Annotated in this window: 23 protein-coding genes; 15 read left to right on the top strand and 8 right to left on the bottom strand. The window is 51.3% G+C overall.

Annotation, left to right across the window (positions count from 1 at the left end):
* Nucleotide 1: 1 nt before the first annotated feature.
* The 10 genes from A7975_RS25980 (at nucleotide 2) to A7975_RS25935 (ending at nucleotide 8,424) form a co-directional block, all read left to right on the top strand.
* On the top strand, nucleotides 2-1,246 hold the full coding sequence (locus A7975_RS25980; protein WP_065387055.1) for an ABC transporter substrate-binding protein: 1,245 nt from the start codon (nucleotides 2-4) through the stop codon (nucleotides 1,244-1,246).
* A 27-nt stretch (nucleotides 1,247-1,273) separates the two neighbouring features.
* A complete protein-coding gene (locus A7975_RS25975) occupies nucleotides 1,274-2,155 on the top strand; it encodes a branched-chain amino acid ABC transporter permease (RefSeq protein WP_053373596.1) in 882 nt (293 codons plus the stop codon).
* 25 nt (nucleotides 2,156-2,180) lie between these two features.
* Nucleotides 2,181-4,010, top strand: a complete 1,830-nt coding sequence (locus A7975_RS25970) for a branched-chain amino acid ABC transporter ATP-binding protein/permease (protein ID WP_065387054.1) — start codon at nucleotides 2,181-2,183, stop codon at nucleotides 4,008-4,010.
* Nucleotides 3,997-4,713 (top strand): ABC transporter ATP-binding protein, encoded by a 717-nt coding sequence (locus tag A7975_RS25965; protein WP_197286054.1) that lies wholly within the window; start codon nucleotides 3,997-3,999, stop codon nucleotides 4,711-4,713. The genes A7975_RS25970 and A7975_RS25965 overlap by 14 nt, the downstream gene beginning before the upstream one ends.
* Nucleotides 4,714-4,741: 28 nt before the next feature.
* Nucleotides 4,742-5,941 (top strand): amidohydrolase family protein, encoded by a 1,200-nt coding sequence (locus A7975_RS25960; protein WP_082198483.1) that lies wholly within the window; start codon nucleotides 4,742-4,744, stop codon nucleotides 5,939-5,941.
* A gap of 89 nt (nucleotides 5,942-6,030) precedes the next feature.
* Nucleotides 6,031-6,354 (top strand): FlxA-like family protein, encoded by a 324-nt coding sequence (locus A7975_RS25955; RefSeq protein ID WP_063845978.1) that lies wholly within the window; start codon nucleotides 6,031-6,033, stop codon nucleotides 6,352-6,354.
* Nucleotides 6,355-6,572: 218 nt separating this feature from the next.
* Nucleotides 6,573-6,947 (top strand): DoxX family protein, encoded by a 375-nt coding sequence (locus A7975_RS25950; protein WP_065387053.1) that lies wholly within the window; start codon nucleotides 6,573-6,575, stop codon nucleotides 6,945-6,947.
* 168 nt (nucleotides 6,948-7,115) lie between these two features.
* On the top strand, nucleotides 7,116-7,544 hold the full coding sequence (locus A7975_RS25945) for an SRPBCC family protein (protein WP_065387052.1): 429 nt from the start codon (nucleotides 7,116-7,118) through the stop codon (nucleotides 7,542-7,544).
* 1 nt (nucleotide 7,545) lies between these two features.
* Nucleotides 7,546-7,935 (top strand): ArsR/SmtB family transcription factor, encoded by a 390-nt coding sequence (locus tag A7975_RS25940; protein WP_065387051.1) that lies wholly within the window; start codon nucleotides 7,546-7,548, stop codon nucleotides 7,933-7,935.
* Between the two features lie 231 nt (nucleotides 7,936-8,166).
* A complete protein-coding gene (locus tag A7975_RS25935; protein WP_065387050.1) occupies nucleotides 8,167-8,424 on the top strand; it encodes a hypothetical protein in 258 nt (85 codons plus the stop codon).
* 372 nt (nucleotides 8,425-8,796) lie between these two features.
* Here A7975_RS25935 and A7975_RS25930 read toward each other — a convergent pair whose 3' ends face one another.
* The 8 genes from A7975_RS25930 to A7975_RS25895 all read right to left on the bottom strand — a co-directional run bounded on the left by A7975_RS25930 (nucleotide 8,797) and on the right by A7975_RS25895 (nucleotide 19,465).
* The gene (locus tag A7975_RS25930; RefSeq protein WP_053373604.1) at nucleotides 8,797-9,636 is read right to left on the bottom strand and encodes a 1,4-dihydroxy-6-naphtoate synthase; all 840 of its coding nucleotides are present in this window, start codon (nucleotides 9,634-9,636) and stop codon (nucleotides 8,797-8,799) included.
* Nucleotides 9,633-10,331 carry a futalosine hydrolase gene (locus A7975_RS25925; protein WP_483295932.1) on the bottom strand — a complete coding sequence of 233 codons (699 nt, stop codon included), beginning with the start codon at nucleotides 10,329-10,331 and terminating at the stop codon, nucleotides 9,633-9,635. The genes A7975_RS25930 and A7975_RS25925 overlap by 4 nt, the downstream gene beginning before the upstream one ends.
* Nucleotides 10,332-10,411: 80 nt before the next feature.
* Entirely contained in the window at nucleotides 10,412-11,779 is a 1,368-nt protein-coding gene (locus A7975_RS25920; RefSeq protein WP_065387049.1) for a TrkH family potassium uptake protein, read from the bottom strand.
* A 37-nt stretch (nucleotides 11,780-11,816) separates the two neighbouring features.
* Complete coding sequence (locus A7975_RS25915) at nucleotides 11,817-13,412, bottom strand: histidine kinase N-terminal 7TM domain-containing diguanylate cyclase (RefSeq protein ID WP_065387184.1); 1,596 nt, start codon at nucleotides 13,410-13,412, stop codon at nucleotides 11,817-11,819.
* A gap of 137 nt (nucleotides 13,413-13,549) precedes the next feature.
* Nucleotides 13,550-15,817, bottom strand: coding sequence for a PAS domain S-box protein (locus A7975_RS25910; protein ID WP_065387048.1), 2,268 nt, complete (start codon nucleotides 15,815-15,817; stop codon nucleotides 13,550-13,552).
* A gap of 163 nt (nucleotides 15,818-15,980) precedes the next feature.
* Complete coding sequence (locus A7975_RS25905; RefSeq protein WP_053373608.1) at nucleotides 15,981-16,466, bottom strand: hypothetical protein; 486 nt, start codon at nucleotides 16,464-16,466, stop codon at nucleotides 15,981-15,983.
* Between the two features lie 264 nt (nucleotides 16,467-16,730).
* Nucleotides 16,731-17,234: a hypothetical protein gene (locus tag A7975_RS25900; protein ID WP_053373609.1), complete on the bottom strand. Its 504-nt coding sequence runs from the start codon at nucleotides 17,232-17,234 to the stop codon at nucleotides 16,731-16,733.
* Between the two features lie 116 nt (nucleotides 17,235-17,350).
* On the bottom strand, nucleotides 17,351-19,465 hold the full coding sequence (locus A7975_RS25895) for a multicopper oxidase family protein (protein ID WP_065387047.1): 2,115 nt from the start codon (nucleotides 19,463-19,465) through the stop codon (nucleotides 17,351-17,353).
* Between the two features lie 283 nt (nucleotides 19,466-19,748).
* Between A7975_RS25895 and A7975_RS25890 the strand changes: the two genes are divergently transcribed.
* From A7975_RS25890 to A7975_RS25870, 5 genes are all read left to right on the top strand, one after another.
* On the top strand, nucleotides 19,749-19,928 hold the full coding sequence (locus tag A7975_RS25890) for a hypothetical protein (RefSeq protein WP_065387046.1): 180 nt from the start codon (nucleotides 19,749-19,751) through the stop codon (nucleotides 19,926-19,928).
* Between the two features lie 154 nt (nucleotides 19,929-20,082).
* Nucleotides 20,083-21,537, top strand: a complete 1,455-nt coding sequence (locus A7975_RS25885) for an MATE family efflux transporter (protein ID WP_082198462.1) — start codon at nucleotides 20,083-20,085, stop codon at nucleotides 21,535-21,537.
* 236 nt (nucleotides 21,538-21,773) lie between these two features.
* On the top strand, nucleotides 21,774-22,307 hold the full coding sequence (locus A7975_RS25880) for a YceI family protein (protein WP_065387044.1): 534 nt from the start codon (nucleotides 21,774-21,776) through the stop codon (nucleotides 22,305-22,307).
* 130 nt (nucleotides 22,308-22,437) lie between these two features.
* Nucleotides 22,438-24,435: a GTP-binding protein gene (locus A7975_RS25875; RefSeq protein WP_065387043.1), complete on the top strand. Its 1,998-nt coding sequence runs from the start codon at nucleotides 22,438-22,440 to the stop codon at nucleotides 24,433-24,435.
* Between the two features lie 351 nt (nucleotides 24,436-24,786).
* On the top strand, nucleotides 24,787-26,841 hold the full coding sequence (locus A7975_RS25870) for a GxGYxYP domain-containing protein (protein WP_065387042.1): 2,055 nt from the start codon (nucleotides 24,787-24,789) through the stop codon (nucleotides 26,839-26,841).
* Nucleotides 26,842-26,916: the final 75 nt, after the last annotated feature.

Below are 26,916 nucleotides of genomic sequence, written 5' to 3'. Positions count from 1 at the left end.
GATGAGAGAGCATTCGGGGAAAAAATGGACGTTAGGATTGCTGGTTATTGTCATGACGTGGGTGCTGGCGGCTTGTGGCGGCGGCAATAACGATGCGAAGTCAACGGCAGCGAATGCGCCTGCTGCCAGTGAAGGCGCCGAAAGCAAGGAACCGATTCTGATCGGGATGTCTACGGAAGCGACAGGCGATAACGCGATGAACTCGGTCAATCTCTACCAAGGCGTGCAAGTGGCGGTTGATCAGGTGAATGCGAAAGGCGGCATCGACGGCCGTCTAGTCGAGCTTGTCGTGCGCGATACGGAGCAAAATCCGACGCGCGGCATCAGCATCATTCGTGATTTTAGCCAGAAGGAAAAAGTGCTTGCCGCTATCGGCGGCTTTCACAGCACGGTTATGCTGGCGCAATCCCCAATCATTATGGAGGAAAAGTTCCCGTTTATGGTTGCGACCTCGAACGTTCCAGCTTCGGTTGAATCCGGCATGCCTTGGACGTTCGGCGTACGGATGAATGCGAACATTACGGCGCAGTATGCGCTCAAGTTCATCAAAGAACATTTTAAAACGACAAATATTGCGGTACTGCACGAGAATGGCGGATATGGCAAGGGCGCTGCGGCAGCGATGACCAAGGTACTGGAAGCGGAAGGGCTGAAGCCGGTAGCGGTGGAGTCTTTTGATAACGCGAAGGATAAGGATATGACGGCACAGGTAAACCGCGCGAAGGAAGCGGGAGCAGAGGTCATTTACTTGTTCGGCCAAGGCGCAGCGAATGGCTACGTGCTGCAAGCGATGGATAAGCTCGGCTGGAAGGTGCCGATTGTCGGCGAGAACGGCATGGCGAACAAAGGCGCACAAGAGGTAGGCAAGGAGCTGGCGGAAGGCACGTATGCGATTCAAACGGCTAACTTCAACGTGGACCAAACGCGCGAGACGGCAAAGGTGTTTTTGGCAGACTTTACGGCAAAATTCGGGCATATCCCTACGACCTTTGCATCTGCGGCACAAGGCTATGACGGCGCGATGATGCTGTTCCAAGCAATTGAGAAGGCAGGGCTCAGCGGTGATCTTGCGAAGGATCGCGAGGCAATCAAAAATACGCTGGAGACGAATCTGGGCACGTATAGCGGCGTGATTAAGGATTGGGAGCAAGCGTTCACGCCAGAAAATCACGATGCGGTTGATGTGAACTCGTACCTCATGTGCGTTTGGAAGGACGGCAAGCTCGTTATTTCCGACAAGCAATAAGTCACAATAAAGGAAAGAAGGATGGACATGTCGATTATACTTCAGCTCGTCATAAGCGGGCTTTCGGTTGGATGCCTATACGCCCTGATCGCGCTTGGCTACAGCTTGACGTTTGTAGTGAATGGGACGCTGAATATGTCGCAGGGACAGCTGGTCATGCTTGGCGGGGTGCTGATGTTCGGTTTTTCCGAACTGCTGCACCTCCCCTTCTTCGCTTCTTTCGCGCTGGCCGCGCTCATCGTTGGGCTGTTGAATTTAGGAATTGAGCGGCTTGCGATCCGCAAGTTCGACAAGGGCGCCAATTCGATCGAGTGGGTGCTCAGCACGATTGCGGTCGGCATTATTATTCAAGACGTTGCCCTCTACATTAACGGCCCGGACGAGGGCGTAACGCCTTCCCCGGCGGGCGACCAGATGCTGCGGATCTTTGGAGCGGGCATTTATTGGAAGGAGTTTGTTTTTCTTCCGGTAGTCGGTGTATTGCTTCTGCTGCTTATTTTATTTTACAAAAAATCGCATTGGGGCTTATGGCTCCGGGCGACGGCGGACAACCGGACGGCTGTAGAGATTATGGGCGTCAGCAGCAACAAAATCGTGGCGGTCGCTTACGTGCTTAGCGGTCTGCTGGCCGGAATCGGCGGCGCTTTGATGTCTACTAATTACGCGGTTTCCGTCGATATCGGGCTGCCGCTCGGGCTTAAGGCAATATCGGTGGCAATTCTCGCGGGAGTGAACAATCCGAAGGGCATCGTTGCCGCGGGACTTATTTTGGGCATATCGGAAGCGTTCATCGGACAGTACATTTCGACGGCATTCCGGGAGATGTTCGTATACGGCTTAGTTATTCTTGTGCTGTATTGGAAGCCGATGGGTCTCTTTAATGCACGCAAAACTATCGTTAAAGTGTAATTTCGGATCGTCAGGGGGTGCGCAGATGAATCAACTTATAAGACAAAGCTTTGGCTATCGCGCGGCTGCGGGATGGATTGCCGGCCTTGCAGCGATCGGGCTGCTTGCCGCAGGGCCTTGGATGGTCGATACGTATTATTTGAATCTATTGTTTATGATCGGGATTTTTGTAATCACCTGCACGGGCATGAATATTTTGATCGGCTATTGCGGCATTGTCTCCATCGGGCATGCAGGGGTGATGGCGATTGGCGCGTATATGTCCTCCTTTCTCAGCACCAAGTATGGTTTATCCTTCTGGACCGTTGCTCTGCTTGGCATGCTTGTTTCGCTGCTGATTGGGAGCTTGATTGCGATCCCGACCATTAGGGCGGGTGGCGTTTACCTATCGATGATTACAATCGCCTTTGGCGTCGTGATTCATGAGGTGCTTATTCGGTGGGACGCCTTCTCGGGCGGTCCGCTGGGCATCTCTGGCATCGCGAAGCCGCAAGTCGCCGCTTATACATTCGATCTAAAAGGCATGTATTTGTTCGTGCTTGCCCTTGCCGTCATCGCGCTGCTGCTTGCACGCAACCTGCGCCGCTCCTCATGGGGCAGGGCGATGATCGCGACGAAGGAGAACGAAATTGCCGCAGCTTCGCTTGGTATCCGCAAGTTTACCGTACAGTACGCAGGGTTTGCGATAAGCGCTGTGCTGGCGGGTTTATCGGGCGCGATTTACGCGCATACGAATAGCTTTATTAGCCCGGATACGTATAACTTCCAAACGTCCGTGCAGCTGGTGCTTATCGTTATTTTAGGCGGTGCGGGGCGAGTGCTTGGCCCGGTCATCGGAGCGGCCATTATCGTATTTTTGCCTGAGGTACTCGATATGGAGAAGCTTCGGATGGCTTTGTACGGCGGTATTATGTTCGCGGTGCTGTTCTTTCTGCCGAAAGGGATCGTCGGTACGCTAGCCGGCTGGCTCTCGCCGCGGCTGAGCAAGTTCGCCGGCAAGGACGATAGAAGGACAATAGCCATTTCTGGTCTTGAAAAAGGGTTATTCTCCGCATCCCTGCGAGCGGGGGAGAAGCATATGCTGGTGCTCGATGGCATCAATAAGCATTTTGGCGGGCTGCATGCGCTGAAGGACGTTAGTCTTACCGTGGCATCCGGCACGATCCATTCGCTGGTAGGGCCAAATGGCGCCGGTAAAACAACGCTGCTTAACGTCATCTCCGGGCTGTACAGCGCTGATCAAGGCTCGTTTGCGCTTCATGGGAAGACGCTGGTGCCGCGTTCGCTCTCTGCTGTTGCAGAGCTTGGCATTGCACGCACGTTCCAGCACTCCCGGTTATTCAAGGAGCTGTCCGTGCTTGAGAATGTGATGACCGGCATGACGAAACGCGAGCGCAGCGGGTTTGGATCGTCGCTGCTTCGAACGCCTAAGCAGCTTCGTGCGGAGCGGGTCATGGAGGAACGCTCCCATGCGCTGCTGGATCTGATCGGCTATGAAGGTGACCGGCACATGCCGGCAAGCCAATTGCCTTACGGCCATCAGCGGATGGTGGAGATTGCCCGGGCGCTAGCGACCGCGCCAAGCCTGCTCCTGCTTGATGAGCCGGCGGCAGGCATGACGGCGGCTGAGATTGAGCAGCTGGAGGAGCTGCTTCGCAAGCTGGTTAAGCATGGCATGACGGTCATTCTAATTGAACATCATATGGACTTCGTGCAGCGTGTCTCCGATACGGTTACGGTGCTCGATTTTGGCAAAATTATCGGTACCGGAAGTCCGGAGCAGATGCTAAGCGATCCACGAGTCATCCAGGCTTACCTAGGCGGAGAGGAGGTGGCTGCCAGTGCTGAGCATTAAAGGGCTAGACGTTCGATACGGGGCGATCCACGCGTTAAAAGGAGTAGACGTGGAGCTTCAGGAGGGCGAGATTGTAGCGGTCATCGGCTCGAACGGCGCTGGCAAGACGACGCTTCTCCAATCGGTGCTTGGCCTTGTTCGGCCAAACGCAGGCGTCATTGAGCTGGATGGCAAGCCGATCACCCATCTGTCTGCAAACAAAACGTCGAATCTTGGCGTATCGCTCGTACCGGAAGGGCGTGAGGTTTTCGGCACGCTGTCGGTTGTCGAAAATTTGCGGATGGGGCTAAAAAGAAAGATTGGCTCGGTTTCGAGGCAGCAGTTCGAGAAGGAGCTGGAGCTGGTGTTTGAACGATTTCCCCGTTTGCATGAGCGGCGAAACCAGCTTGCCTTCACGCTAAGCGGCGGCGAGCAGCAGATGCTGGTTTTATCGCGGGCGATGATCAGCAAACCAAAGCTGCTGTTGCTTGATGAGCCGTCCCTCGGTCTTGCGCCCATTATCGTGAACGAAATATTTGCTACTATAAAAGAGCTGGCCTATGACGGAACTTCGATATTGCTAGTTGAACAGATGGCGCATAAAGCGCTGTCGATTGCGAAGCGCGGATACGTTGTAGATAATGGAAGCATCGCTTTGCATGGATCGTCCACTGCGCTTTTGAATGACGACCGTATGATTAAAGCTTATCTAGGAGCACATTAACAAAAAGTTGAAGCAGAGGGTGAAGAACGTGACCATCACAAAAATTAACCGAATTCGTATAAATGACAGCTTATTTGATCTCACGTTGGATGCAGAGAAGGGTATTATTTCACATATAGCGCCTAGCGACAAAAGCTCAGCCGGTGAATCGGCTGGAGTCAAGGATGCCGAAGGCTTGCTTTATTTGCCGGCAACGACCGATATGCATATCCATCTGGACAAACATTTTTTGGGCGAGCCTTGGAAGCCGCTGCAGCCGTTTATAACATTGCCCGGGCAATTAGCGTTTGAAAAAGCAATGCTAGCATCGCTGCCGACAACGGTATCCGAGCGAGCACGCCGGCTTATTGATCTGCTGCTCACCCACGGCACGACCAAAATTCGGACACATGTGGACGTTGATCCGCAAATCGGCATTTCGCATTTGGAGCATGTTTTGCAGGTTCGTGAGGAGTATCGCGGCATCATGGAAATCGAGATCGTCGCATTCCCGCAGCAGGGATTGCTGCGATCGGATTCGCTGGGCGTTATGAAGGAAGCGCTGCGCGCGGGAGCCGAGTATGTTGGCGGCGTTGATCCGGCTGGACTTGATCGCCAGGTCGATCGCAGTCTGGAGACGATGTTTGAGCTAAGCGCGGAGTTTAATGCGGGCGTTGATCTCCATCTGCATGACCCCGGACATTTGGGCTTGTACACGATTAGCCGGTTCGCGGACTTAACGGTCCAAGCGGGCAAGGGCGGCAGAACGGCGGTCAGCCATGCTTATTGCTTGGGGCAAGTAACGGAGGCAGAGTCAGGAGAGTTGGCCAAGCAGCTTAAAGATAGCAATGTAGCGATTATTACGAGCGTTCCGCTCGATAGACCGATGCCGCGCGTTGACCAGCTAGTAGCCGAAGGGGTGCGGGTGCATGTCGGTTCGGATAATATTCTTGATGCGTGGAGCCCGTTTGGCAACGGGGACTTGCTTGCTAGAGGAGCGAAGCTTGCCGAGAAGTTCGGCTGGATACTAGATGAAGCGCTGCTGCAAACGTATCCGCTTATTTCAGCAGGCAAGCTTACGCCGGAGGTGGGCGACACGGCCAGCTTTATGCTCGTATCGGCGGTGAACACGAAACACGCCATGGCATCCGCACCTGTCCGCGAAGCTGCTTTCTCCAGCGGCAAGCTTGCAGGCGGCAAATGGGCAGAGGCGCTGCCGAAGGCTGACCATGCCGGCTTAATGATTTAAGCCGGCCGGCATGCTTGTTCATGCTGGGTTCATTTCTTTTCTATGATTGGCTTTCAAGCATAAAGCGATCATAGAGAGGGCGAAAAACCGTGAACCTATCATCTGTATCAAGCAGCAATTCATCTTACTCATCTAGACCAGCGGATACGTCTAGCCTGGAGAAGCAATTGACCAGCCTGCAGGCTGAGCTCAAAAAGGTGAATGACAGCAAAGACGACCAAGCAACAACGGAGAAGAAGGCTCAGGCCATTCAGCAGCAAATACAGCAGTTGCAGCAGGAGATTGCAAAGCAGAAAGCGAAAGCTGGCGCCGATGAAGCTAGTCGGCCAGAAGCTGCTTCGCGTGTTGGCACGCCTAAAGCGGTAACCGGTGCAGTCGCTAATTCAGACCGGACATTCGACGTTCGTGTATAAGACGTTAAGTAGGGGCTGGCGCTTGCCAGCCCTTTTTTTGCATGGCTCAGGAGCTGGAATGAAATTATACCGTGGGTACGTTGGAAACGATTGACTTTTAAAAGGCGGCGGGCTAATATGTGCTTATAAAGATTGCATTTATCTAGCGGGGATGCGATTTTTTTTGAGACATACTGTGCTTGGAACAAGCTCAGTTAATGAATGAGGGAGGAATCATAATGGATATCGTAACGATTGTACTGCAAGGCTTGCTTGGCTTAGCATTTTTAATGGCGGGAATCGGAAAGGTTGGCGGCTTGAAAATGCATGTCGATCACTTTAAGCTATGGGGCTTGCCGCAATGGTTTCGCGTCGTCACTGGCTTAGTTGAGTTAATCGGAGCCGCGGCGTTAATTCTTGGCATTTGGAAGCCTAGCTGGGCTGCTGCAGGCAGCTTGCTGCTCGGCGTAACGATGATTGGCGCTATTCTTGTTCATATTCGCCTGAAGGACAAAGCGAAGGAAACGATGCCATCCGTCGTGTTATTTATCCTTGCTGCCGTTATATTCATCATTCAATACGGAGAACTGGCGCAGTTCCCAGGGTTTCAATAAGGGATAAGCGTAATGGCATAGGGTACCGGAAAAAGGGATGACTAGCGGATGCGGTTGCCATGCCATTTGACACGAAACCTAAAGGTGTCATATAATAGCGATGTGAAACCAAAAGGTTTCGTATTATCGCAATTAGACGGCACGGAAACATAAAATGGAGGTCATCAAATGGGAACCAATAATACGCAAGAGACTTTGCCGGATATCCGACAAACGATTGTACTTAACGCGCCGATTCAAAAGGTATGGGATGCGGTGGCGACATCTGACGGCATCGCAGCATGGTTTATGCCAAATGATTTTCAGCCTGAGCTTGGCTACGAGTTTCATCTAGAGGCAGGGCCATTCGGGAAATCACCATGCAAGGTAACGGAGCTTGATCCTCCCAACCGTCTCACTTTTGCATGGGGCAAGGATTGGTCATTAACATTCGAGCTTATCGCTTTGGAAGGCAAAACAGAATTTACGCTTATCCATGCAGGTTGGGATGCAGCCAAGGTTACTGAATTCGGGCAGCCGCATGGTGAGATTCGCAAGCATATGTCGGAAGGCTGGACCGGTCTTGTGGGAAGACTCGGCAAGTATGTAGAGGCCTAAGATGGCAGATGCCGCACCAAAGCATGATGTGTTTCAGGCCATTGCCGATCCGACCAGGCGGAAGCTGCTGCATCTTCTTGGCGACGAGGAGCTGCCGGTCACCGTTATAAGCGGGCATTTTACGATGAGCCGCACGGCGGTATCGAAGCATTTGCGCGTATTGGCGGATGCCGGGCTAGTCAAGGATCGCAAGGTTGGACGGGAAACGCGCTACCGGCTGGACCCGGAGCCGCTGCTTGAACTCAAGCGATGGCTCGCCTATTACGAGCGTTATTGGGAAAATAAATTATTTGCACTTAAACGTTTTGTCGAAGCGGATGGGGATGCCGAAGGCGTTGAATCATTTGGCCTGCTCTCGTTGGCAGATCGAGATCGGGATTCAAGCGATTAGGTGAGATATCCTTTTACGAATCAAGCAGGAGTAGTCTTGCAAGGCTGTTAGCCTTGAAGGGCGGCTCCTGCTTTTTTTGTCGGTTAAAGGCGTAGAAAATAGACGCAATGCGGCAACTGTTGTGGAGCATGCTATTGAGATAGAAATCTCTTGGCGATAAATGGTAAAATTAATATTTGGGATTGAAAACAAGTTGGAGGTGTTGATAAGCTGAGTTTTCAAAAGAGTCGCATGATTGCAATAGGAACAGTTGTTATAACGATTATTTTGTTTGTGCTGGACGGTTTATTTGTTCATGATGGTCATTGGTTCGATAATTTTGGCATTTCAGCTACGTTTATCATTCCGCCAATCGGTATCGTTTTCGCTATCCTAGCGCTAAGAAAGACAGATTCGAATACGGATTTATGGCTTGTCATGCTCAATATTTTCGTCTTCTTCTTATATTTCGTTTTTATGCTCTTTGGAACGTTATTATTTGGTCCGTGAGGAAGCTTACTAGTGCATACATTCGACCAAACGCAGATGCCGTCCAAATTTGCCGAAGGTGCGATTGAAGCGAGCTTAGCAAACTTAACGGGAAAAACTCCCGTTATTATAACAAATTTCGAGCGGGAATCCGTAGTTAGCTGGAATTTCTCCCGCTAATTTTCGATTTCCAAGTCGGATTGGGCGAAAATGCTGCATATAACGCGAGTTTTTCCAGCTAACTTGCTTAGCCATCACCTACAGCAGAAAATTAGCTGGATATTTTCCTGTTATTTCATATGTGAGGACGCTGTTCTACGAAATTCACGACTCCGATTAAACGAAAACGAGCCTTAGAAGCGACGCTTCTGAAGGCTCGTTCTTGTTTGTCATTCACCGCAGCAGCGATAGGTCGAAGCTTGGCACTAGGCCTTCGTCTGCCGCGCGGCCAAGTAGAGCGGTAATCGCGGCGTAACCATCGTCGCCTAGGTTCGCTGTAAATTCATTGACGTAGAGATCGATATGCGCCTGAGCCACCTCTGGCGAGAGCTCTTGGGCGTGCATCATAATATAAGCTTGGGATTCCTCAGGGTGCGTCCACGCATAGTCGACGGATGCGCGGATCCAATCGGTAATCGCATCCGTATCCAGCGAGCGGCGGGCTATGATTGCCCCTAGCGGGATAGGCAGGCCCGTATCGGACTCCCACCAGCTTCCCAGATCCGTGAGCATGCTGAGTCCATAGGATGGATAAGTAAACCGGGCCTCATGAATAACGAGCCCGGCATCGATCTGGCCATCTCGCACGGCAGGCATGATCTCGTGGAAAGGCATGACGACAATTTCGCCAACGCCGCCTGGTACATGGCGGGCAGCCCACAAGCGGAACAAAAGATAGGCGGTTGAGCGTTCGCTAGGAACCGCTACCCGTTTGCCGGAAAGAGCAGCGGGATTGCTTGCTCCTTCCTCGCTGCTGTTCGTTAGTACGAGCGGGCCGCAGCCTCTGCCGAGAGCGCCGCCGCAAGGCAGCAGCTTGTAATCGTCTAAAACCCAAGGAAGCGCTGCATATGAAATTTTCATCACTTCGGGGCCTTTGGATTTGGCGGCCCAATTATTCGTAATGTCGATGTCCGCATAGGTTACATCCAGTTCGGGCGCGCCGGGGATAAGTCCGTGCGCCCAAGCGTGGAAGACAAATGTATCATTCGGGCATGGTGAGTAAGCAATATTCATTGTAATACCTCCCGTATAGCTTTACTTGCTGCTTCTAATGCAGCTAATGCTTCGCCTATTCGCCACGCGGCGCGATCACGCGGGCCAACCGCGTTCGAGATCGCCCGGATTTCGGCGACAGGGATGCCGAGGCTGGAGGCGGCGACTGCAACGCCGTGCCCCTCCATTCCTTCGGCTGCAGCGCCGCTAATCCTCTCTTCGAGCGCAGCGGTAGTCTCAGCGGAGCCGGTTGCCGTCGTGACGGTCAGAATAGCGCCGCTGCTAACCGGTAAACCAGCCGATTCAATGGCTTCAAGCAGACGCTTATTCCAATCGGCGCTTGCGGTAACGTAAGTCGACCCGAATCCGAGCTCGTCTACGCTGAGAAACCCGTCCGGCGTTTCCGCCCCTAAGTCGGCGGCAACGATAAGATCGGCAACGACAAGCGAGCCGATCGCAGCTCTTTGGACAAAGCCGCCGCCGATTCCGGCGCTTATGGCGAGGCGGTAATCGGCAGCTGATTTGGCAAGCGCAAAGGCAGTGCCTGCTGCCGCAGCTGCCACGCCTACGCCAGCCGCAATGACGTCAACGCCTGCTAGCCCTTGCAGTCCGCGAAGGACGGCATCCCGCTCAGCGTCAACAGCGGTAACGATCAAAACACGCTGTTCGCGTTCATGAGTCATGTGGACAGAATCATTATGTGAATGTGATGGCATCATTCCGTAATCTCCTTTTGTAACCTATCAGCTTGCATTTATCTATCGTATCACTCGCTAGATTGCGGATGCAAATGACGTTAGCCGATCGTGATTTTGCCTTCAGGGTAACGATACAGCTCTTTCTTCGATCGCGTATTGAGCGCGAAAGCGAGCGTAACCGGTCCTAAACGTCCGACGAACATAAGCAATATAATGATGATTTTGCCTGCCTCGCTCAGATGATTCGTTAAGCCTGCCGACATGCCCACCGTACAATAAGCAGACGTTGCTTCAAATAGGATAGCCAAAAACGAGCCTGTCTCGGTTATGGAGAGCAGCATGGTCGCCCCGCAAATAATCGAGAAGGCAATCATCGTAAACATAATCGCCTGATGAATTTGCTGCTTGGCAATGCGGTAACGGAACAGGACGACGTCGTCTTTTCCGCGCATCATCGCAATAATCGCCCCGATGAGGATCGCGAAGGTCGTCACACGTATGCCGCCGCCTGTAGAGCCTGGACCTGCACCGATAAACATTAGCAGGATAAGGAAGAACTGCGTAACCTCTCTCAGCATGCTCGGATCGACAGTGCTTAGACCGGCAGAACGGGCAGTAACCGACTGAAATAACGAGCTCAAAATTTTGCCGATGCCAGATAACGACTGGAGCGTGTTCGGATTGGAAAACTCCAGCGCAAAAATAACGATCGCGCCAAAAGCAGTAAGGAAACCCGTTACGGATAATACGACTTTACTATGTAAGCTGAACTTTCTGTTTTTTGGAAAGGTTACGATCTCGGATATGACGATGAAGCCAATCCCCCCGAAGAAGATCAGCAGCATCGATACGATATTGACGAACGGGTCCTCTACGTAATGAATGAGACTGCTTGCCCTGTCCGGAAATTGGGAGAACAAATCAAAGCCCGCATTATTAAAGAACGAAATGCTATGGAATATGCCAAAATATATCGACTTCCCGATCGGCATTTCCAGCATGAAATAGCTGCTCAGCAATAGGGCTCCCGAGAGCTCGATGACTAGGGCATAGATCAACACCTTGCGAATTAGGCGCACAATGCCTTCGGTTGAGCCATAGTTCATCGATTCTTGAAGCACAAGCCGCTCGCGAAACGAAATCCGTTTACGGAACAGAAGCGCAAATAAGGTCGCCATCGTCATAAATCCCAGTCCGCCGACTTGGGCGAGTACGATAATAACGACTTGACCAAAGGTGGAGAAATGCTCGCCCGTGCTAAGGACTGTCAGGCCTGTGACGCAAGTGGCGCTGGCAGACATAAACAACGCGTCTATATAGGAAATGGATCTTTCATCGGTAAACGCGATTGGCCGTGATAGCAGTTGAGCGCCAATAAAGATGATTAAAATAAAGCCGAAGGTCATCACCTGCGGCGGGCTTGGTCGGAAACGCAATTTGTTGCGCAGGGAAGCTATCTTTAGCATAGCATCAACTCCACCTATCTCTTTCGTGCTAGTATGGTTATTTTTCTTCGTTTGCTTGTACTTGGTCGTCCGTTGCAAGATGGACGGCGTTCCGTCCGCTATGCTTGGAACGATAGAGGGCGATATCCGCCTCGCTTAGCAGCACTTCCAGCGGCACATCCGCCGATTTGGCCTGCGCAACCCCGAAGCTGGCCGTAATCGTAATCGCTTTGGCAGAGCTGTACAACGGATTGCCGGCTATTTCCATGCGAAGCTTCTCCGCGGCTTGTCCGCCGTCGGCAAGAGTTGCTCCCGGCAGGCAGATGGCGAATTCCTCTCCGCCGTAGCGTCCAAGCAGTGCGCTGCCCGGCAGCGTTTGTTGGCAAATCGAGACGACATGCTGAAGGGCAAAATCACCGACGCTATGGCCATAGCGGTCATTGATCTGTTTGAAATAATCGATATCAAACAAAATAAAGGAGATCGGCTCACCCGTTTGATGGGCGGTGCTAAGCAGCTTCCTGCTTTTTTCCATAAAAAAAGTACGATTATAAATGGACGTCAGCCCGTCGATTTCGGCGAGATGGCGCAGCTTGTTCTGAAGCAGCGTATGCTCCGTCACGTCGATCATAACGATCGTTTTGCCTGCTAGCTGCCCGTTAGGCTTTAATAGGTTCGATGCTCTAATTCGGTAATAGTACGTTTCCCCGCCCCGTATCCACTTAAGCTCCTGCTCATGCAAAATGGAAGGGTCTACGCCAAACGAGAACGCGCCGGATTCGGCTCCGCGCTTCCATATGTCCTCAAGCCTCTGGCCGATTGCCGCGGGCGTCAGCGACGGAATGATCTGCGTGGCGGCTCCGTTGAAGTCCATAATCTGATTTTCTAAATTGAGCACCAGCACGCCGTCGCGCATACTCTCGAAGATATGCTCGCGCGCGATGGGTGCTACGGTTAAGAGCGACGTCGAGAAGATGGATACAAGGTACAGCGCTGACGTTATGCACATCAGAATCGGAACGGGATCCATCCCAAGCGGCGTAAGCCCTAGCACATAAGAGAGCGCACCCAGCATAGGGAGTGCGATACCGATGGCAAGCGTAATCAATTGTTTGCGATAGACTGCTTTCGTCTTCTTCCAATGGCGTGCCAAAATAAATAAGCTGGCGAACATCGATCCGGATGTATAGCTGCCATGGACGTAATACCAGAGGCCCGGCACCACGTCAACCATCGGCGTTGGCACATGCGGCCTCAAAATAAGCGCCTTATAGAACAGATGATGATAATCATTGGTCGTGACCATCAGCAGCGTGATGGCTGGAATGACGAACAACCCCCAAGTTTTTTTGGGAGCGATGAACTTATCAAGCCCAACGTAGTGCATAATCAGCAGCAAACTGCAGGGGGCGATAAATGGCATGCCGATATACTCGATATTTAACCAGAAACGGATTTCGCTAAGCGAATCGCTTGCCAGCTCGAAAGCAAAAGCAAAGGTATAAACGGCGGATAAAATAGTCGACCACATAAATACTTTCATGCCTGTGAAATTCGTCTTGTTGTAGTAAGCATATATGGCAAGCAGCACGCTAAGAACGCCGGAAATAACGACAATAATAATATACTGGGAAATAGGGGAATTAAAGGTCATCGGCATAAGCGGCTCCCGGGTGTAGCGGAATTAGTTGGTTCTTCTTGAAGTAAAAGAACAAAGGCTACGGACACATTTTACCATAGTAGCTTGTTCTTCTTCAAAATATTATGAAAAAGGCAGCTTGGGAAATTTCCCTAGCTGCCCGTAGGTAGCGAAACTTCGACGCAGGTGCCCTTGCCAACTTCGCTGCGGAAGACGATGGATCCCTTATGTGCGGCTATAATTTGTTGACTGACCATGAGGCCAAGGCCGTTGCCGTTCGTTTTTTTCGTAAAGAAGGGCTCCCCTAGGCGGAGCACATCTTCTTCCGCGATGCCGCAGCCCTGGTCAATAAACTGCAAGGTTAGCATATGGTCTACTCTGTACTCAAGCTTCACGGTTAATACGCCGCCGCCCGGCATTGCTTCGATTCCGTTTTTCATCACATTTACGAAAACCTGCTTTAATTGGTTGGCTTCGCCGATAACCTCGGGAAGATTGGCGTCAGCGAGCAGGGCAAGCTGAACATTGCTCATTTTTGCTTCGGAATCCAGCAGCATCATAATGTCGCTAACGATGCCGAGCACATTTATCGGCTGATGCAGGTTCGCTTGCGGCTTGGCGAATACGAGAAACTCGCTCACAATCATATTGATTTGATCAAGCTCCCCAAGCATGACCTTGAGGTGGGCCGGAGACAGCGAGCCGGTCTGCTGCTGCAGCTGCACGAAGCCGCGAAGCGTCGTAAGCGGGTTGCGCACCTCATGCGCGACGCCTGCTGCGATCTGGCCGACGACCGACAGCTTCTCGGAGCGCCTAATAATCTCTTCCGTCTGCTTGCGCGATGTAATATTCCTTGAAATAGTGGCTATCGCAATGATCTCGCCGAGCTCGTCCCGGATGGGAGAGACCGTAATGCTTAGATCAACGAGCTTGCCGCACTTGCTATATCTCACGGTCTCGAAGTCGGTAACGGAGCCGCCTTGGAGTACGGTAGCCTGCAGCTCATGGTGAGAGCTGAGATAGTCGTCTGGCACATTGTCAAGCGGCTTGCCTAAAGCTTCTTTCTCCGACCAGCCATACATCGTCTCAAAGGCACGATTAACCTGAATGACATCGCCCTTCAAATCCGCTACGTGAATCGCATCGGACGTGTGATTCACGAACGACTCCAAATACTGCTTCGTGCTGCGCAGCTCTTCCGCTGCATCCTTAAGCTGCGTTGTATAGCTGTGCAAATTGCTGCCCATCGTATCAATCCGTGACGCGAGCAGTCCGAATTCATCGTTGCTGCGAATCGTAATGACTTCACCGAAATTTCCGGCTGCGATCGCATTGACTTTGTTCAGAATTTGATTTAAGCCGCGTATCATAAAACCCGCAATGAAATAGCTGGCGATCATAGTGACAAGCACAAGCCCGAGCGAGATGACAGATTGCATGATAAGCTGCTGGTTAAGCGGCTTCAAAATCGAATTTTGATCGAAGCTAATACAGATGACATATGTTTTGTCGATTGTAATCGGGATGAACGTCTTCATGACGCGCTTGCCCTTTAGATTGCTTTTGACGTTAACGGCCTTGCCGCTTTTCAAAGCGTATTGAATATTAATGGAATCATTCTCTTGATCCTTGTACGTGTATTGGCCAAAGGGAATGTCGCGAACGTCCAAGTTGTACACGGGAATGCCTTTTTTGATTTTTATAATCGGGCTTTTTCCAAAAAACTGCGGATCAAAGCCGGTAATTTCAAGAATATCCTGCTGGTCTGCAATGATTTTGTTCACGATGGCATCTGTTCCGATCGTATAGTCAAAATCAAGGAGCACCTGCGCATTCACGTAAGGATTGATGATGTAGTTAGTCGTACCGTCGAAATAGCTGCCCCATTTTCTAATTTTTTTGGGATCGGAGGTGGAGAAGTTAAACGGTCCCGACCAATAGTTTTCAAGCTTTTGCCCTTCGGGAATGGTTACGTTATGATTTTTAAAAAGCTGTAGGAACGCACGGTACCAGTAATCCCAGGTCTTGGAGCTCATGTTGATTTCGTTCGGATCTGATGATTTCAGCACGACAACATCATCGTCTAGCTTCTTCCATAACGTGATATGGTCGACGCCGATTTTGCGGGCAATTTCGATCAGCTGCTCGTTTGTGACATTGTCTATATCGGGATCAAGCTGCTCTTTTGCTGCGATGGCAGCCATCCGCAGCTTCTCGCCAATCGTATCCTCCATAGACTGCCTTGCGCTCTCCGATGCTTCAAGCGTGAGGCTGATTTGCTTCGCTATATTGTTCACTTGCTGCTCGAGGGTAGACTGCACCTCTGCTTTAGACGAAACATAATAGATTGATATGTAAAGCGCCAGTATAACAGCGACAATAACCGAGATTGAAAAAGATAGTTTAGCTTTAATGGACATCAGGATCTCCCCCCAAAATCTAAGGTGCACATACTACAATTTGACACGGGTCGACAAAAATCCTGTATGAGTTTGCAATAAAAAAGGGAGAAACATAAATATGTTTCCCCATCGGTATTTACTGTTATATCGCCTCTTCGTGAAGGCTTCCCGCTTTATTCCATTATTCGCGCGAGAAATGCTCTTCTTCCAAGTACTGCTCCGCTTCCTCGTAAGTTTCGAACGCGGATTCCAGATTGAGATCAGCATACAAATACCAAAGATCCTCCTCGAACAGAAGCGTTAGCACGGCATTGTTTGGCCCGATCCAGCGCTCCTCCTGCGGAGCTTTGTTTTTCTTCTTTTTCTTTGACTCAGGCTTCTCCGGCGGCGCAATCGCAAGCGAGCTGATCGACTTCTCGATAAGGGAGCGCAGCTCATCCTCGTTGTAATCCCGGATATTGACTAGACCTTTGTCATCGGTTGCGACGCCCCGCACCAAGCCGGCGAATACATAACCGTTGCCGTTCGGGTGCAGATGGTGCACAACTGATTTCTTCTCATGGGCGCTCTCTTCGTAATGGAAGTTCGTGCGGCCAAGAGACACGTCCTTACGCTGCAATTGTGGAAAGGACTCGATTATAGCAAGCTTTTGTTCAAAAGATAACATCGGTTGATTTTTCCTCCTAAAAGTTTGCGTAGCAAACTACTTCGTAAGCATGAGCTTAGGTTTGCGAAGCAAACCACTTCGTAAGCATGAGCTTAAGTTTGCGAAGCAAACCACTTCGTAAGCATGAGCTTAGGTTTGCGAAGCAAACCACTCCGTAAGCATGAGCTTAAGTTTGCGTAGCAAACTACTTCGTAAGCATAAGCCTAGGCTTGCTCAGCAGTTGCAGCAATGCTTGTGATTATACCACACAGCAGGAGGGAGCTGTTAAATATCCTTCTTCTTCATTAGCAGCATGATGGCGCCGGCGAGAATGAACACGATGGCGATGATTGGCTGGCTAAGGATGAAGTTGTTATAGATGGAGCCGATTGAGAACACTGCGAAGAAGAGAAGCGAGAGCACGGTTAAAATGTTGATCGGAATAAGCAGCCATTTGTTGCGGTTGCCGAACCAATAAAATTCGAACAAGCCGACAGCCACTGCAAGGATAAAGCCTGGCCACATGTAAACCCAGTTATTGAAAAGCATAGCGATTTGGCACACGACGCCTGCCATGAGCAAGATGCCTCCCGGAATCAAGACGCCAATTCCTTTTCTGCCGATCATAACGAAGTACAGCCAGTGGAAAAATAGTCCGAGCGGGATGACGAAAATCGAAGGCCAGAAGTAAGCAAATATTTTGCCTGGGCCAAAAGCTTCGCCTTGATTCAGAAATAAACATGCACCGAGCAGCAGGAGGACGAGCCCGCCAATTGTTCTTAAATTCATCGTTTTAAAGCACCCCAATCATCGTTTTATTAGCTGCATTCAGCATAGCATACAATGAAAATAACTGTCCTCCTGCTGTAGGTAAAATGGGGAACTGGACTAAAGTCCAGTTTCATCTACTCCGGATGGTTCATCGTGGCCGTGCCGACCTCGAAGGGCGAAGTGACGCCCTCATACATAAGATGCATGGACATGCCTGCAGACGCGTGAACCAGGTTGTGGCAGTGATCCATCCAGACGCCCGGATTATCGGCGCGGAAGGCAACCTCATACACTTCGCCTGGAGCGACATCAAGCGTATCGGACCACCACAGGCTGCCGGTCACCGGCTCGTTGTTGCGCGATAATACGAGCATATGATGACCGTGCAGATGCATCGGATGCTCGGTTGCGCTGCGGTTGACGATCGTTGTTTTCACAAGCTCGCCCTCCTTCACGACAAACATTGGCGTATTCGGAAAGACTTCGCCGTTAATCGTATCGTAAGCAGCAAATGCCCCGTTATAGAAAGCGAAGCGATTATCCAGTATCATCGTGAATTCCCGGTCAAAATGACTGTTTATGTCAAAAGGAGCAGCTCCGGCCGCTGTCCCGTAATGGGTCGGATCAAAGGTGGTCGTCGCAGGCAGCTTCGGAATATCCCCGCTGCCGTCTTTGCTTATCAATATGCCCAATGAATCGCCCTTTCCAACGCGAAGGAAGACCGGATGCTCGGGCATTATGAATTCAACGTCGTATCGCCCTCCGGTCAGCAGATCCAAGCTTTTATCGCTCATTTCAGTTGGTCCGGTAAGATCGGTGCCGTCAATGGCTGTTACTTTGAACGGTGCTCCGGTCAAAATATAAGATTGCCTAACCCAATCATCCGTATTGATCAGGCGCAGCTTAACGTGCGTTCCGGGCGCTATCGCTCTGCGCTGCACGGATGGATCGGCTCCGATGGACATGCCGGCTCCGCGCCAGTTATGCGTGATGACGGTAATATCCTCGCCTGCTTGTGCTTCAGCTTCGTTAGGCTCGACGATTAGTGCGCCAAATAACCCTTTTTGTACGGCTGTTTTCGACTCTTGGTGAGAATGGTACCAGAAGGTGCCGACCTGCTCCGCTACAAAACGGTACGTAAAGGTCTCTCCCGGCATAACTGCATCTTGTGTTGCGCCGGCAACGCCGTCCTCCGCGTTTGGCACATCTAATCCATGCCAGTGGAGCGTTGCGCCGCTTTCAATGTCTTTGTTGATGAGCGTGACCTCAACGAGCTCTCCTTCCTTCATGCGAAGCTCGGGACCGGGTATTTCCCCATTGTATGTCCATGCATCAATGTGCTTGCCAGAGCTTAAGGCGATGCTCTTATGCTGCGCGGTTAAGGTGAACTTGCGATCCGGCTCGCCCGCACGCGGGCCCGTTAGCGCTGTAACGGGAGTCTCAGCGGCATTCTGGGCTGTGCTTGCGGGTATCGCGGTTTGGTTATGTTTGTGGCCGATCCGTTTTTCGTGCTGAGATGCGGATGCGGGCAAGCCATAATCGGCATTGCCTGCCATCATGCTCAAATGTTCAGGCAGTTTGCTGTTCTCCATAGCTGTGAGCAGAGGGATGCTGAGGATAGCTGCAATAACGAGAAGCCCGCCGGTATGCTGCAGTCTGCGCCGCCATGGGCGATAAACGAGCGGAGCTTGCGCGGCAAGCTGGTTGCGGTGAGTCTGAAGCATCCATAACAGGCAGGCTATAAATAGAAGAATGGTTGTAGGCATCGTGATAGCCGTCCAGTGAAACGGGATTGGCGGAACAAAAGCAAAGTAGAACAATGCCAACGAGCAAAGTGCAGCAAGCTGGAACGGAACGATAAAAGCGGGGTCGGAAGCTTGGCGGCGGCGGGCAACATCAGGAGCCGACTCCGTGCGTCCATAGGTACGGTGCATGAGCTTGCGTATTCTAGGGAAGGAGCCAAGCCAAATGAGAAGGGCAGGGATTGCCGCAAGCGGAGTCCGAACGAGCAGTCGATCCATCCAAAATAATGGATGAGCGGTTGCGGCGAGCATCGTATCGGCTGCGGTGATCACAGCGGCGAGCAGGCTGAGGCTGACGGACCAAAAGAGCAGCTTGCGGGTTTTGCGGTAAAGCATTTTCTCCGTGTCAAAATAGACAAGCTTGGAAGCTTTGCCTGCGGCTATAAACGAGAAAATAACAAATAGGATGATGGCGCCGAGCTCCAAATTAATAAGCAGTGAATACATCGTATAAGCCTCCTGTGCGTTGGAATGTCTATGTCTCAGCATGCGGTCCGAGAAGCCGGTTACTAGTCGTTATTCATCTTATCTAGTTCACTAACTGCGCAAAACCGCCGTAAGTCGGAACGCAGTCCTAGACCTCTGGCGGGGAACCTTGGTCGAAGAAGCGCGAATGGGCTCGAACGCTACAAAATGCGGAAATAGTTCTTATGAAACGACATTTTACACCTCTTGTTTAGTTCTATGAAAGCGCTACAATTAAGGTATTAAGAAGTAGGAGGTGAACAAAATGAGCCAAGAACAAGAAGTAGTTCAAGAAGGCGCGGAAGAGTCCGCAGAACTGATTTCCGAAGAGGCTCCAGCGGAAGAAGCAGTAGAAGCTGTTGAGGCTGAATTGGAAGAGGAAGTAGAAGAAGCGGCTGCTGCGGTTGAGGAAGAAGCTGCAGAGGAAGCGTCTGAAGAGCAATAATGATATCTATCATTTTAAATTATAAAGAGGAAGACTGTTCTAAAGGTCGTTTTGGCGAACCTTGGCACGGTCTTTTTTTTATGCGTTTTCATAGATTTTCCCAACATTTTGTTCATGTAAATGTGCAAAACACGCGTGCAATAGATACCTTAATATGCTACGATACCTTGTGCTTTACTTTTCCTATTTAGAAGAAGGTGACATCATGACAGCGGCAGAGGCCGGTAATGACCAGGGGCAGCGCGAGCAGAAAGGCTTGAATCTATTTTTTCTGACGTGGCCCATATTTTTGGAAATCTTTTTGTTTATGCTCATGGGTATTGCGGATACGCTGATGCTGAGCGCGATTTCGGATAACGCGGTATCCGGCGTCGGGGCATCGAATCAATTTTTGCATATTGCGATTCTACTATTAGAAGTGATCGGCAACGGGGCATCCATCGTCGTCGCGCAATATATAGGTTCAAGGAAATTTATTGAAGCTGCCAAAATATCAGCGCTGGCTGTAACGCTCAATCTAGTTGTCGGGCTGATGATCAGCTTGACGTTCGTGCTGTTTGGCGGTCATTTGCTGCAAGTGTTGAACTTGCAAGGCGAGATACTTGTCCATGCCAAAAGCTATCTATCGATCGTAGGCGGGATGATCTTCCTGCAAGCGATTATTAACTCGATTTCCGCCATTATTCGCGTACATGGATTTACGAAGGAAGCGATGTATGTATCGCTTGGTATGAACATCGTTCATATTATCGGAAACTACTTGTTTATTTTTGGGAAATTCGGTTTTCCGGAGATGGGCGTGCAAGGTGCGGCGATTTCTTCCGTCATTAGCCGGGCGCTGGCGCTAGTTGTCTTCTTCTGGCTGCTGTACCGAATTATGTCGGTGAGAGTGGAGCTGCTTTACTATTTCTCATTGACCAAGGAATACATCTCTAAAATTTTAAAAATCGGCATTCCTTCTGCGCTTGAGCAGGTGATGTACCAGGCATGCCAAATCGTTTTCCTCTATTATGCGACCTATCTTGGCGCGGCGTCCTTGGCAGCAAAAAACTATGCGAATAACATTTCGATGTTTACGTATTTATTCGCTTTCGCCATTGGGATGGGCACGTCGATTATCGTCGGCAGGCTTGTGGGTGCCGGCGAGCAAACGTCAGCTTATCATCGCGTTTGGAAGAGCGTTCGCTGGGCAAGCGGCGTAACCTTGTTCGCGGTGTTGCTCGTCATTGCGTTCCGCGAGCCGCTTATGCGCATGTTCACGGACGACGAGGAGATTATACGGCTGGGAGTTAGCGTCCTGCTGCTAAGCATCGTGCTGGAGACCGGGCGAACGATTAACATCGTGCTCGTCAACTCGCTGCGGGCGACGGGAGATGCGAAATATCCGCTCTGGATCGGCATGGGCTCGATGGTGGCGATGAGCTTGCCGCTCGGTTATTTCTTTATTTTCACGCTGGATATGGGCTTGGCTGGCATTTGGCTTGCGATTGCGGCAGATGAATGGGTGCGCGCATTCATTATGTTTTTCCGCTGGAGAAGCAGGGCGTGGGAGAAGCATGCGCTGGTTAAGCGAGAGAGCAAGGAAAAAGCGGCTGTGCTGCATTCGTAGCAGGACAGCGGGCGAGCATTGCGGTAGTTGATAAGGATGTCCAAGAGGTTATTTTTGCCTCTGGGGCGTCTTTTTTTTTTGCGGGCATAAAAGCTTGGCTATTTTCTCCGAATCGTTGAAAAAGGCAATTGACAAAAACAGGGCGGCGCAATAGAATATAAACATACATAATATAAGTTAGTACATTATAAAAAGTAAGTAAACTATGAATTGAGCGATTATAGGAGGATATGAAAATGGCAAAATCACAATGGACGGTTGATCCGACGCACAGCAGCATCGATTTCTCAGTAAAGCATATGATGATCGCTAAGGTAAAAGGCTCTTTCCACGCTTTCGAAGCAAATGTGGTCGCTGACGCGCATGACCTGACTTCGGCTGAGATCCAGCTTACGATTGATCTCAACAGCGTGGATACGCGCAACAAAGACCGTGACGCACATCTTCGCAATCCTGATTTCTTCGACACAGAGAAATATCCTTCGCTCGTATTCACTTCGACTGCGATTACAAAAACCGATGATGGCGAGTATTCCGTTATTGGCGACGTAAGTCTGCATGGCGTAACGCGTTCCGAGAAATTCGCCGTTAACTTTGAAGGCGCTGGCAAAGACCCTTGGGGCAATGAAAAAGTGGGCTTTAGCGCATCAGGCAGCCTGAAGCGCAGCGACTATGGCTTAACTTATAATGCAGCGCTGGAAACAGGCGGCGTTCTAATCGGCGATGAAGTGAAGTTCACCATCGATATCGAAGCTATTCAACAAGGCTAATTTTTAATGGCAGCCTTCCTATAAAAGCGGCTTACCTTGCAATTGCCAGGGCGAGCCGCTTTTTTGTTGCTGTAATGCGCTTTCAGAGGTACGATAAGGAAAGGAACAGCGAGCGAGGGAGACAAACGAGATGGAGCCTAATGATTCAAAACATATACGGAATATTGGCATTTTCGCGCATGTCGATGCAGGGAAGACAACAACGACAGAGCAGATATTATTTCGCAGCGGGCGCATTCGGTCGCTGGGAAGCGTGGATGCGGGAACGGCGCAAACGGATTTTCTTGAGGTGGAACGCTCACGGGGAATTTCGGTACGGGCGGCGGCGACTCGTTTTACTTGGCAGGGCGCGACAGTCAATTTGGTTGATACGCCGGGGCATGTCGATTTTCTCTCCGAGGTCGAGCGGTCGCTGCGCGTGATGGATGGCGCGGTGCTTATCCTTTCGGCCGTTGAAGGTGTACAGGCACAGACGGAGGTTATCTGGCATGCTTTGCGGGAACGGAACATGCCAACGCTTATTTACGTGAACAAGCTGGATAGGGTCGGAGCCGATCCGCTTGGAACGATCAAGCAAATTCGTCGTTTGCTTTCGCCGCAAGCGGCGCCGGTGCAGGCGCCGCTTGGCGTGGAGGATAGCTTTAGCGGCGCGGTGAGCGTGCTGGACGATACTGCCGGTGATTTGGGCGAGGCAAAAGCTTATTTGCAGCTGCTGGAGGAGACGGTGGCTGAGCAGGATGAGTCGCTGCTGCTTCATTATTTGGACAGCGGCACGCTGCCGAAGGCGGAGCTGAACCAAATGCTGCCCTCGCTTACGCGAAGCGGGGAGCTGTTTCCGATTTTATTTGGCGCATCGAATAGAGGAATCGGCATCGAGCCGTTAATGCAAGCGATGGTCGCGCTGCTGCCGCCGCCAGAGGCTGTCCCGGACGGGCCGGTATCGGGGGTCATATTCCGCATTGAGCGTGATGCGGCGATGGGGCGCATCGCTTATGTTCGTTTGTATAGCGGCGTTATTCGCAACCGCGATTCGGTTCGGAATGAGACGCAGCAAATCGAAGAGAAGGTTACGCAAATCCGCAAAATCGACGGGCAAAAGGCGGAGGATGTGGGCCTTCTTGCAGCGGGCGATATTGCAGCCGTTTGCGGCTGGAACCAAGCGCGCATTGGCGATATTATCGGCTGCGGCGATTATGTTCCCGGCGAGACGCGGCTGGCGGTGCCGCTCCTGACGGTGCAGGTGCGCTGGGGCAACGAGGCGGAGTATCCGGCAGTCGTCGCGGCGCTGCAAGAGCTGGCGGATGAGGACCCGCTGCTTGATCTGCAATGGCTGCAGGAGCAGCGCGAGCTGCATCTTAAAGTTATGGGGCCGATCCAGATCGAGGTGCTGACGCATCTGCTGCACAATCGCTATGGGTTGAAGGCTGATTTTGGCGAGCCATCGGTTATTTATAAAGAGACGCCGGCTCAGACGGGCGAGGGCTTCATTGCGTATACGATGCCGAAGCCGTGCTGGGCAATTCTGCGGTTCCATATTGAGCCTGGGGAGCGCGGAAGCGGCATCGCCTTCAGCTCCGTTGTACGCTCGGAGCGGCTGCTCGACCGCTATCAGAACGAGGTTGCCAGAAGCGTTCCCGAGGCGCTTCAGCAGGGTCTTTTTGGCTGGGAAGTAACGGACGTGAAGGTTACGCTTGTTGAAGGGGAGCATCATGTGTGGCATACGCATCCGCTTGATTTTGCGGTAGCCACGCCGATGGGCATTATGGACGGCTTGTCTCGGATAGGGGTAAAGCTGCTGGAGCCCATGCTGTCCTTCCGTATTTCCGTACCAGAGGAGACAGGCGGCAAGCTGATGAATGAGCTTATACTTATGCGCGGAGAGTTTGAAACGCCGGTTGTCAGGCAGGAGAGGATGGAGATCGAGGGCATACTGCCAGTAGCTACATCGCTCGATTTTCCGGCGCGTTTCGGCTCGCTTACGAAGGGGAGGGGTGCTTTGGCAACCTTCTTCGCGGGTTATCGCGAATGTCCGCCCGATGTGAAGGCGGAGCGGGTGCGCCGAGGCGTTAATCCGCTGGACCAATCCAAATATATTTTAGCTGTTCGAAAGGCGCTTGCCGGCTCATAGCCGCAGGCGTTTTTTTTGTATCTAGATCGTTCACGGAGCGTTTGGGAAGGGAAAAGGAAATTCATGGTTATTTGTTATGTATAATATATACAATGATGGAGTTTGTATGCGGTGATGAGTGTTCTAAGAGGTAGTATATTATGACTAAAAATAACGCTCATATCTGAATAAAGAGACTCAATTTAAAGGAATAAAATGAGAGCTTTTGTCGAAGTGGTTGTAATAGTATTATCAATATAATAAATATATATTTGTGAGGAAGCGAAGACGCGCTGCCAAGTAAAGGAGGGTACAGGGAAAGGCGAGCGCCAGAAGGTTGTCCTCCATACCAATACAAACCGAGGTGTAATCATGATACGAAAGCTTACCGTTATCGGACTCGCGATCGTCTGTACATTGTCCATGTCCATTGGTGCATCAGCGGCTGACTCCAAGGAGAAGCCGCAGGCAAGCACGATTACTTGGCCAGAAAAGCAAGCGCTTCCAAGCTTCTCGAAGATTAAACAGCTGGATGTGGCGGATATATATGATGCGCCCGGCGACATAAAGATTCTTATGGCGACTCTGCAAGGCGTTGTCAATCGAGCCGAGCCCCGGATCTATTTGCTGGAGAACAAGGAGGAAGGGAAGTTCACTTGGCTGAACGACTTGAACGTGACTTACAAGGTGAGGGACGACTACTGGCAGATCGTCCGTACTTACAAGAAAGAAATAAACGGCATGATTGTATACGATCCGAACGTGCCTGACTCCGTCAATGTGGCTACGACGCTTGCCGGCTTAAAGGGCGCCGTGGTCGCAAGCCCTGAACTGGCGAAGAAGCTGCAAGCCGAGCCTTACAGCTTGAAGGTGCTGGATGATCTCCAAGGGAAATTCAAGGATCGGCTGGACGCTTATACGTGGCAGTATGAAAATTTATGGAGCCAGACGACGCATCGGATGCTCGTTGGCCTTAGCCCGGACACCTCGATCAGGCTTCCGGACAATCAAGGGGATCTGTTCAAGGTCATCGCGCAAGATACGACGCAGGAGCGGGACGGAAAGAATAGAAAGGTCTATGATCTCGATTTGAGCGCAAGCCTTGGCAAATCAGATGTATATCTGCGCTTCGACGATGCGTTCGCGCAGGATGGCTGGGGAACGGCGGTACATGAGGTTACGATCAAGGCGGACGGCAATACCATCGCAAAATTCATTCCGGGCACGCCGGAAGAAAAGCCTTTCTTGTATGACGCGCAAAGCTCGCAGGTATCCGAAGGCAACGGCGGACACCGCTTTGCAGACAACAACCGTTACTTTATTTATAAATTCACGCCTCCAGCTGGTGCGAAGCAGTTGACGGCATCCGTGGATATGTGGAATCAATATAAGGTTTCTGCAGGCAACGAACAGCCGGTATCCTCCGAGCAGAAGGAGCCTTATGGCTACTTGCGTGATTATGCCGTTGCGAACAAAGCGATGGTGTTCTGGCTTGATTCCAACGTACCCGAACAAAAGGCGCTGTTTGAGAAAATTTTATCGGACGTGAAGCCGGGCACGCCTTACCTAGGGTGGTTCAGCAATGACGTTGACGGTGAATTCAGCGGCGTAGAGATTACGTCCAATCACGGCGTGTACGTGCTCGCTGCCGATTGGTTCAGCAACCTGACTGTATTCTCCGGCACGAAGGCGAATGCTTTCAAAGAAAAAGCGGCGCAGGCGCCGAAGCTGGAAAACAAGATTTATGTCACGTATACATTCAGCGAAGGTGACAATTTCCAATACAATCAGCATAAAATGCGCATTCTGTGGGATGACCCAAGCCGCGGCAAGGTGCCGCTCAACTGGACATCCAGCCCACTGCTCTATGATGGCGCTCCTGCGATGCTGAATTATTTCAGGGAAACCGCTACGGATAATGACCTGCTGATCGCAGGACCGTCCGGCGCAGGTTACTTCTACCCGAACGCATGGCCGGCAGAATCGTTTACCGCCTTCTTGAAACAATCGTATTCGTACATGGAGAAGACGGGCATGACGATTCCTTACGTGTTGAACCGCGTCAATAGTGAGAATGTGCCGCTCAGTGACGCCCATGCAGCAGCTTATATCAAGGAATATAAGCCTCAGGGGCTGTTCCTAAGCTGGGAAGACCGCCATGGCGTAGAGATTGTTGGCGGCAAGCTTCCGGTATCGACGATTCAAGGCATCAGTACGGTGCAGGACGGCCAGAAGATTCTCGCTGACGCCAAGGCTAAGTGGGACGGGAAATCGCCGTTGTTCGTTTCCTTGGGCCTGCTTGCTTGGAGCCTTACGCCGTCTGATATTGCCGAGCTGCAAGCTTCGCTTGGACCGGAGTACGCAGCGGTTCGCGCCGATCAGTATTTCTCGCTGATTCGCAGCGCGAATGGGCTGCCGGCTAAATAATAATGGAAAAAGGACGCCAGCTCGGTGAGCTGGCGTCCTTTTTATTTGTCAGCGATGCGAGTTAGGAATGGAATG

The sequence above is a fragment of the Bacillus sp. FJAT-26390 genome, from assembly GCF_001682865.1.
In the GTDB taxonomy this organism is placed as follows: Bacteria; Bacillota; Bacilli; order Paenibacillales; family Paenibacillaceae; genus Pristimantibacillus.
This window is presented reverse-complemented; position numbering and strand designations above follow the sequence as displayed.

Excerpts from the sequence above, each read along its gene's own strand:
- A7975_RS25895 (WP_065387047.1), bottom strand. The coding sequence starts at position 19,465 with ATGTATTCACTGCTTATTAATTTGGAGCTCGGCGCCATCATCCTATTT.
- A7975_RS25975 (WP_053373596.1), top strand. The coding sequence starts at position 1,274 with ATGTCGATTATACTTCAGCTCGTCATAAGCGGGCTTTCGGTTGGATGC.
- A7975_RS25980 (WP_065387055.1), top strand. The coding sequence starts at position 2 with ATGAGAGAGCATTCGGGGAAAAAATGGACGTTAGGATTGCTGGTTATT.
- A7975_RS25950 (WP_065387053.1), top strand. The coding sequence starts at position 6,573 with ATGGATATCGTAACGATTGTACTGCAAGGCTTGCTTGGCTTAGCATTT.
- A7975_RS25945 (WP_065387052.1), top strand. The coding sequence starts at position 7,116 with ATGGGAACCAATAATACGCAAGAGACTTTGCCGGATATCCGACAAACG.
- A7975_RS25905 (WP_053373608.1), bottom strand. The coding sequence starts at position 16,466 with ATGTTATCTTTTGAACAAAAGCTTGCTATAATCGAGTCCTTTCCACAA.
- A7975_RS25925 (WP_483295932.1), bottom strand. The coding sequence starts at position 10,331 with ATGCCATCACATTCACATAATGATTCTGTCCACATGACTCATGAACGC.
- A7975_RS25970 (WP_065387054.1), top strand. The coding sequence starts at position 2,181 with ATGAATCAACTTATAAGACAAAGCTTTGGCTATCGCGCGGCTGCGGGA.
- A7975_RS25940 (WP_065387051.1), top strand. The coding sequence starts at position 7,546 with ATGGCAGATGCCGCACCAAAGCATGATGTGTTTCAGGCCATTGCCGAT.
- A7975_RS25900 (WP_053373609.1), bottom strand. The coding sequence starts at position 17,234 with ATGAATTTAAGAACAATTGGCGGGCTCGTCCTCCTGCTGCTCGGTGCA.
- A7975_RS25915 (WP_065387184.1), bottom strand. The coding sequence starts at position 13,412 with ATGACCTTTAATTCCCCTATTTCCCAGTATATTATTATTGTCGTTATT.
- A7975_RS25910 (WP_065387048.1), bottom strand. The coding sequence starts at position 15,817 with ATGTCCATTAAAGCTAAACTATCTTTTTCAATCTCGGTTATTGTCGCT.
- A7975_RS25870 (WP_065387042.1), top strand. The coding sequence starts at position 24,787 with ATGATACGAAAGCTTACCGTTATCGGACTCGCGATCGTCTGTACATTG.
- A7975_RS25880 (WP_065387044.1), top strand. The coding sequence starts at position 21,774 with ATGGCAAAATCACAATGGACGGTTGATCCGACGCACAGCAGCATCGAT.
- A7975_RS25920 (WP_065387049.1), bottom strand. The coding sequence starts at position 11,779 with ATGCTAAAGATAGCTTCCCTGCGCAACAAATTGCGTTTCCGACCAAGC.
- A7975_RS25875 (WP_065387043.1), top strand. The coding sequence starts at position 22,438 with ATGGAGCCTAATGATTCAAAACATATACGGAATATTGGCATTTTCGCG.
- A7975_RS25935 (WP_065387050.1), top strand. The coding sequence starts at position 8,167 with ATGATTGCAATAGGAACAGTTGTTATAACGATTATTTTGTTTGTGCTG.
- A7975_RS25930 (WP_053373604.1), bottom strand. The coding sequence starts at position 9,636 with ATGAATATTGCTTACTCACCATGCCCGAATGATACATTTGTCTTCCAC.
- A7975_RS25885 (WP_082198462.1), top strand. The coding sequence starts at position 20,083 with ATGCTACGATACCTTGTGCTTTACTTTTCCTATTTAGAAGAAGGTGAC.
- A7975_RS25890 (WP_065387046.1), top strand. The coding sequence starts at position 19,749 with ATGAGCCAAGAACAAGAAGTAGTTCAAGAAGGCGCGGAAGAGTCCGCA.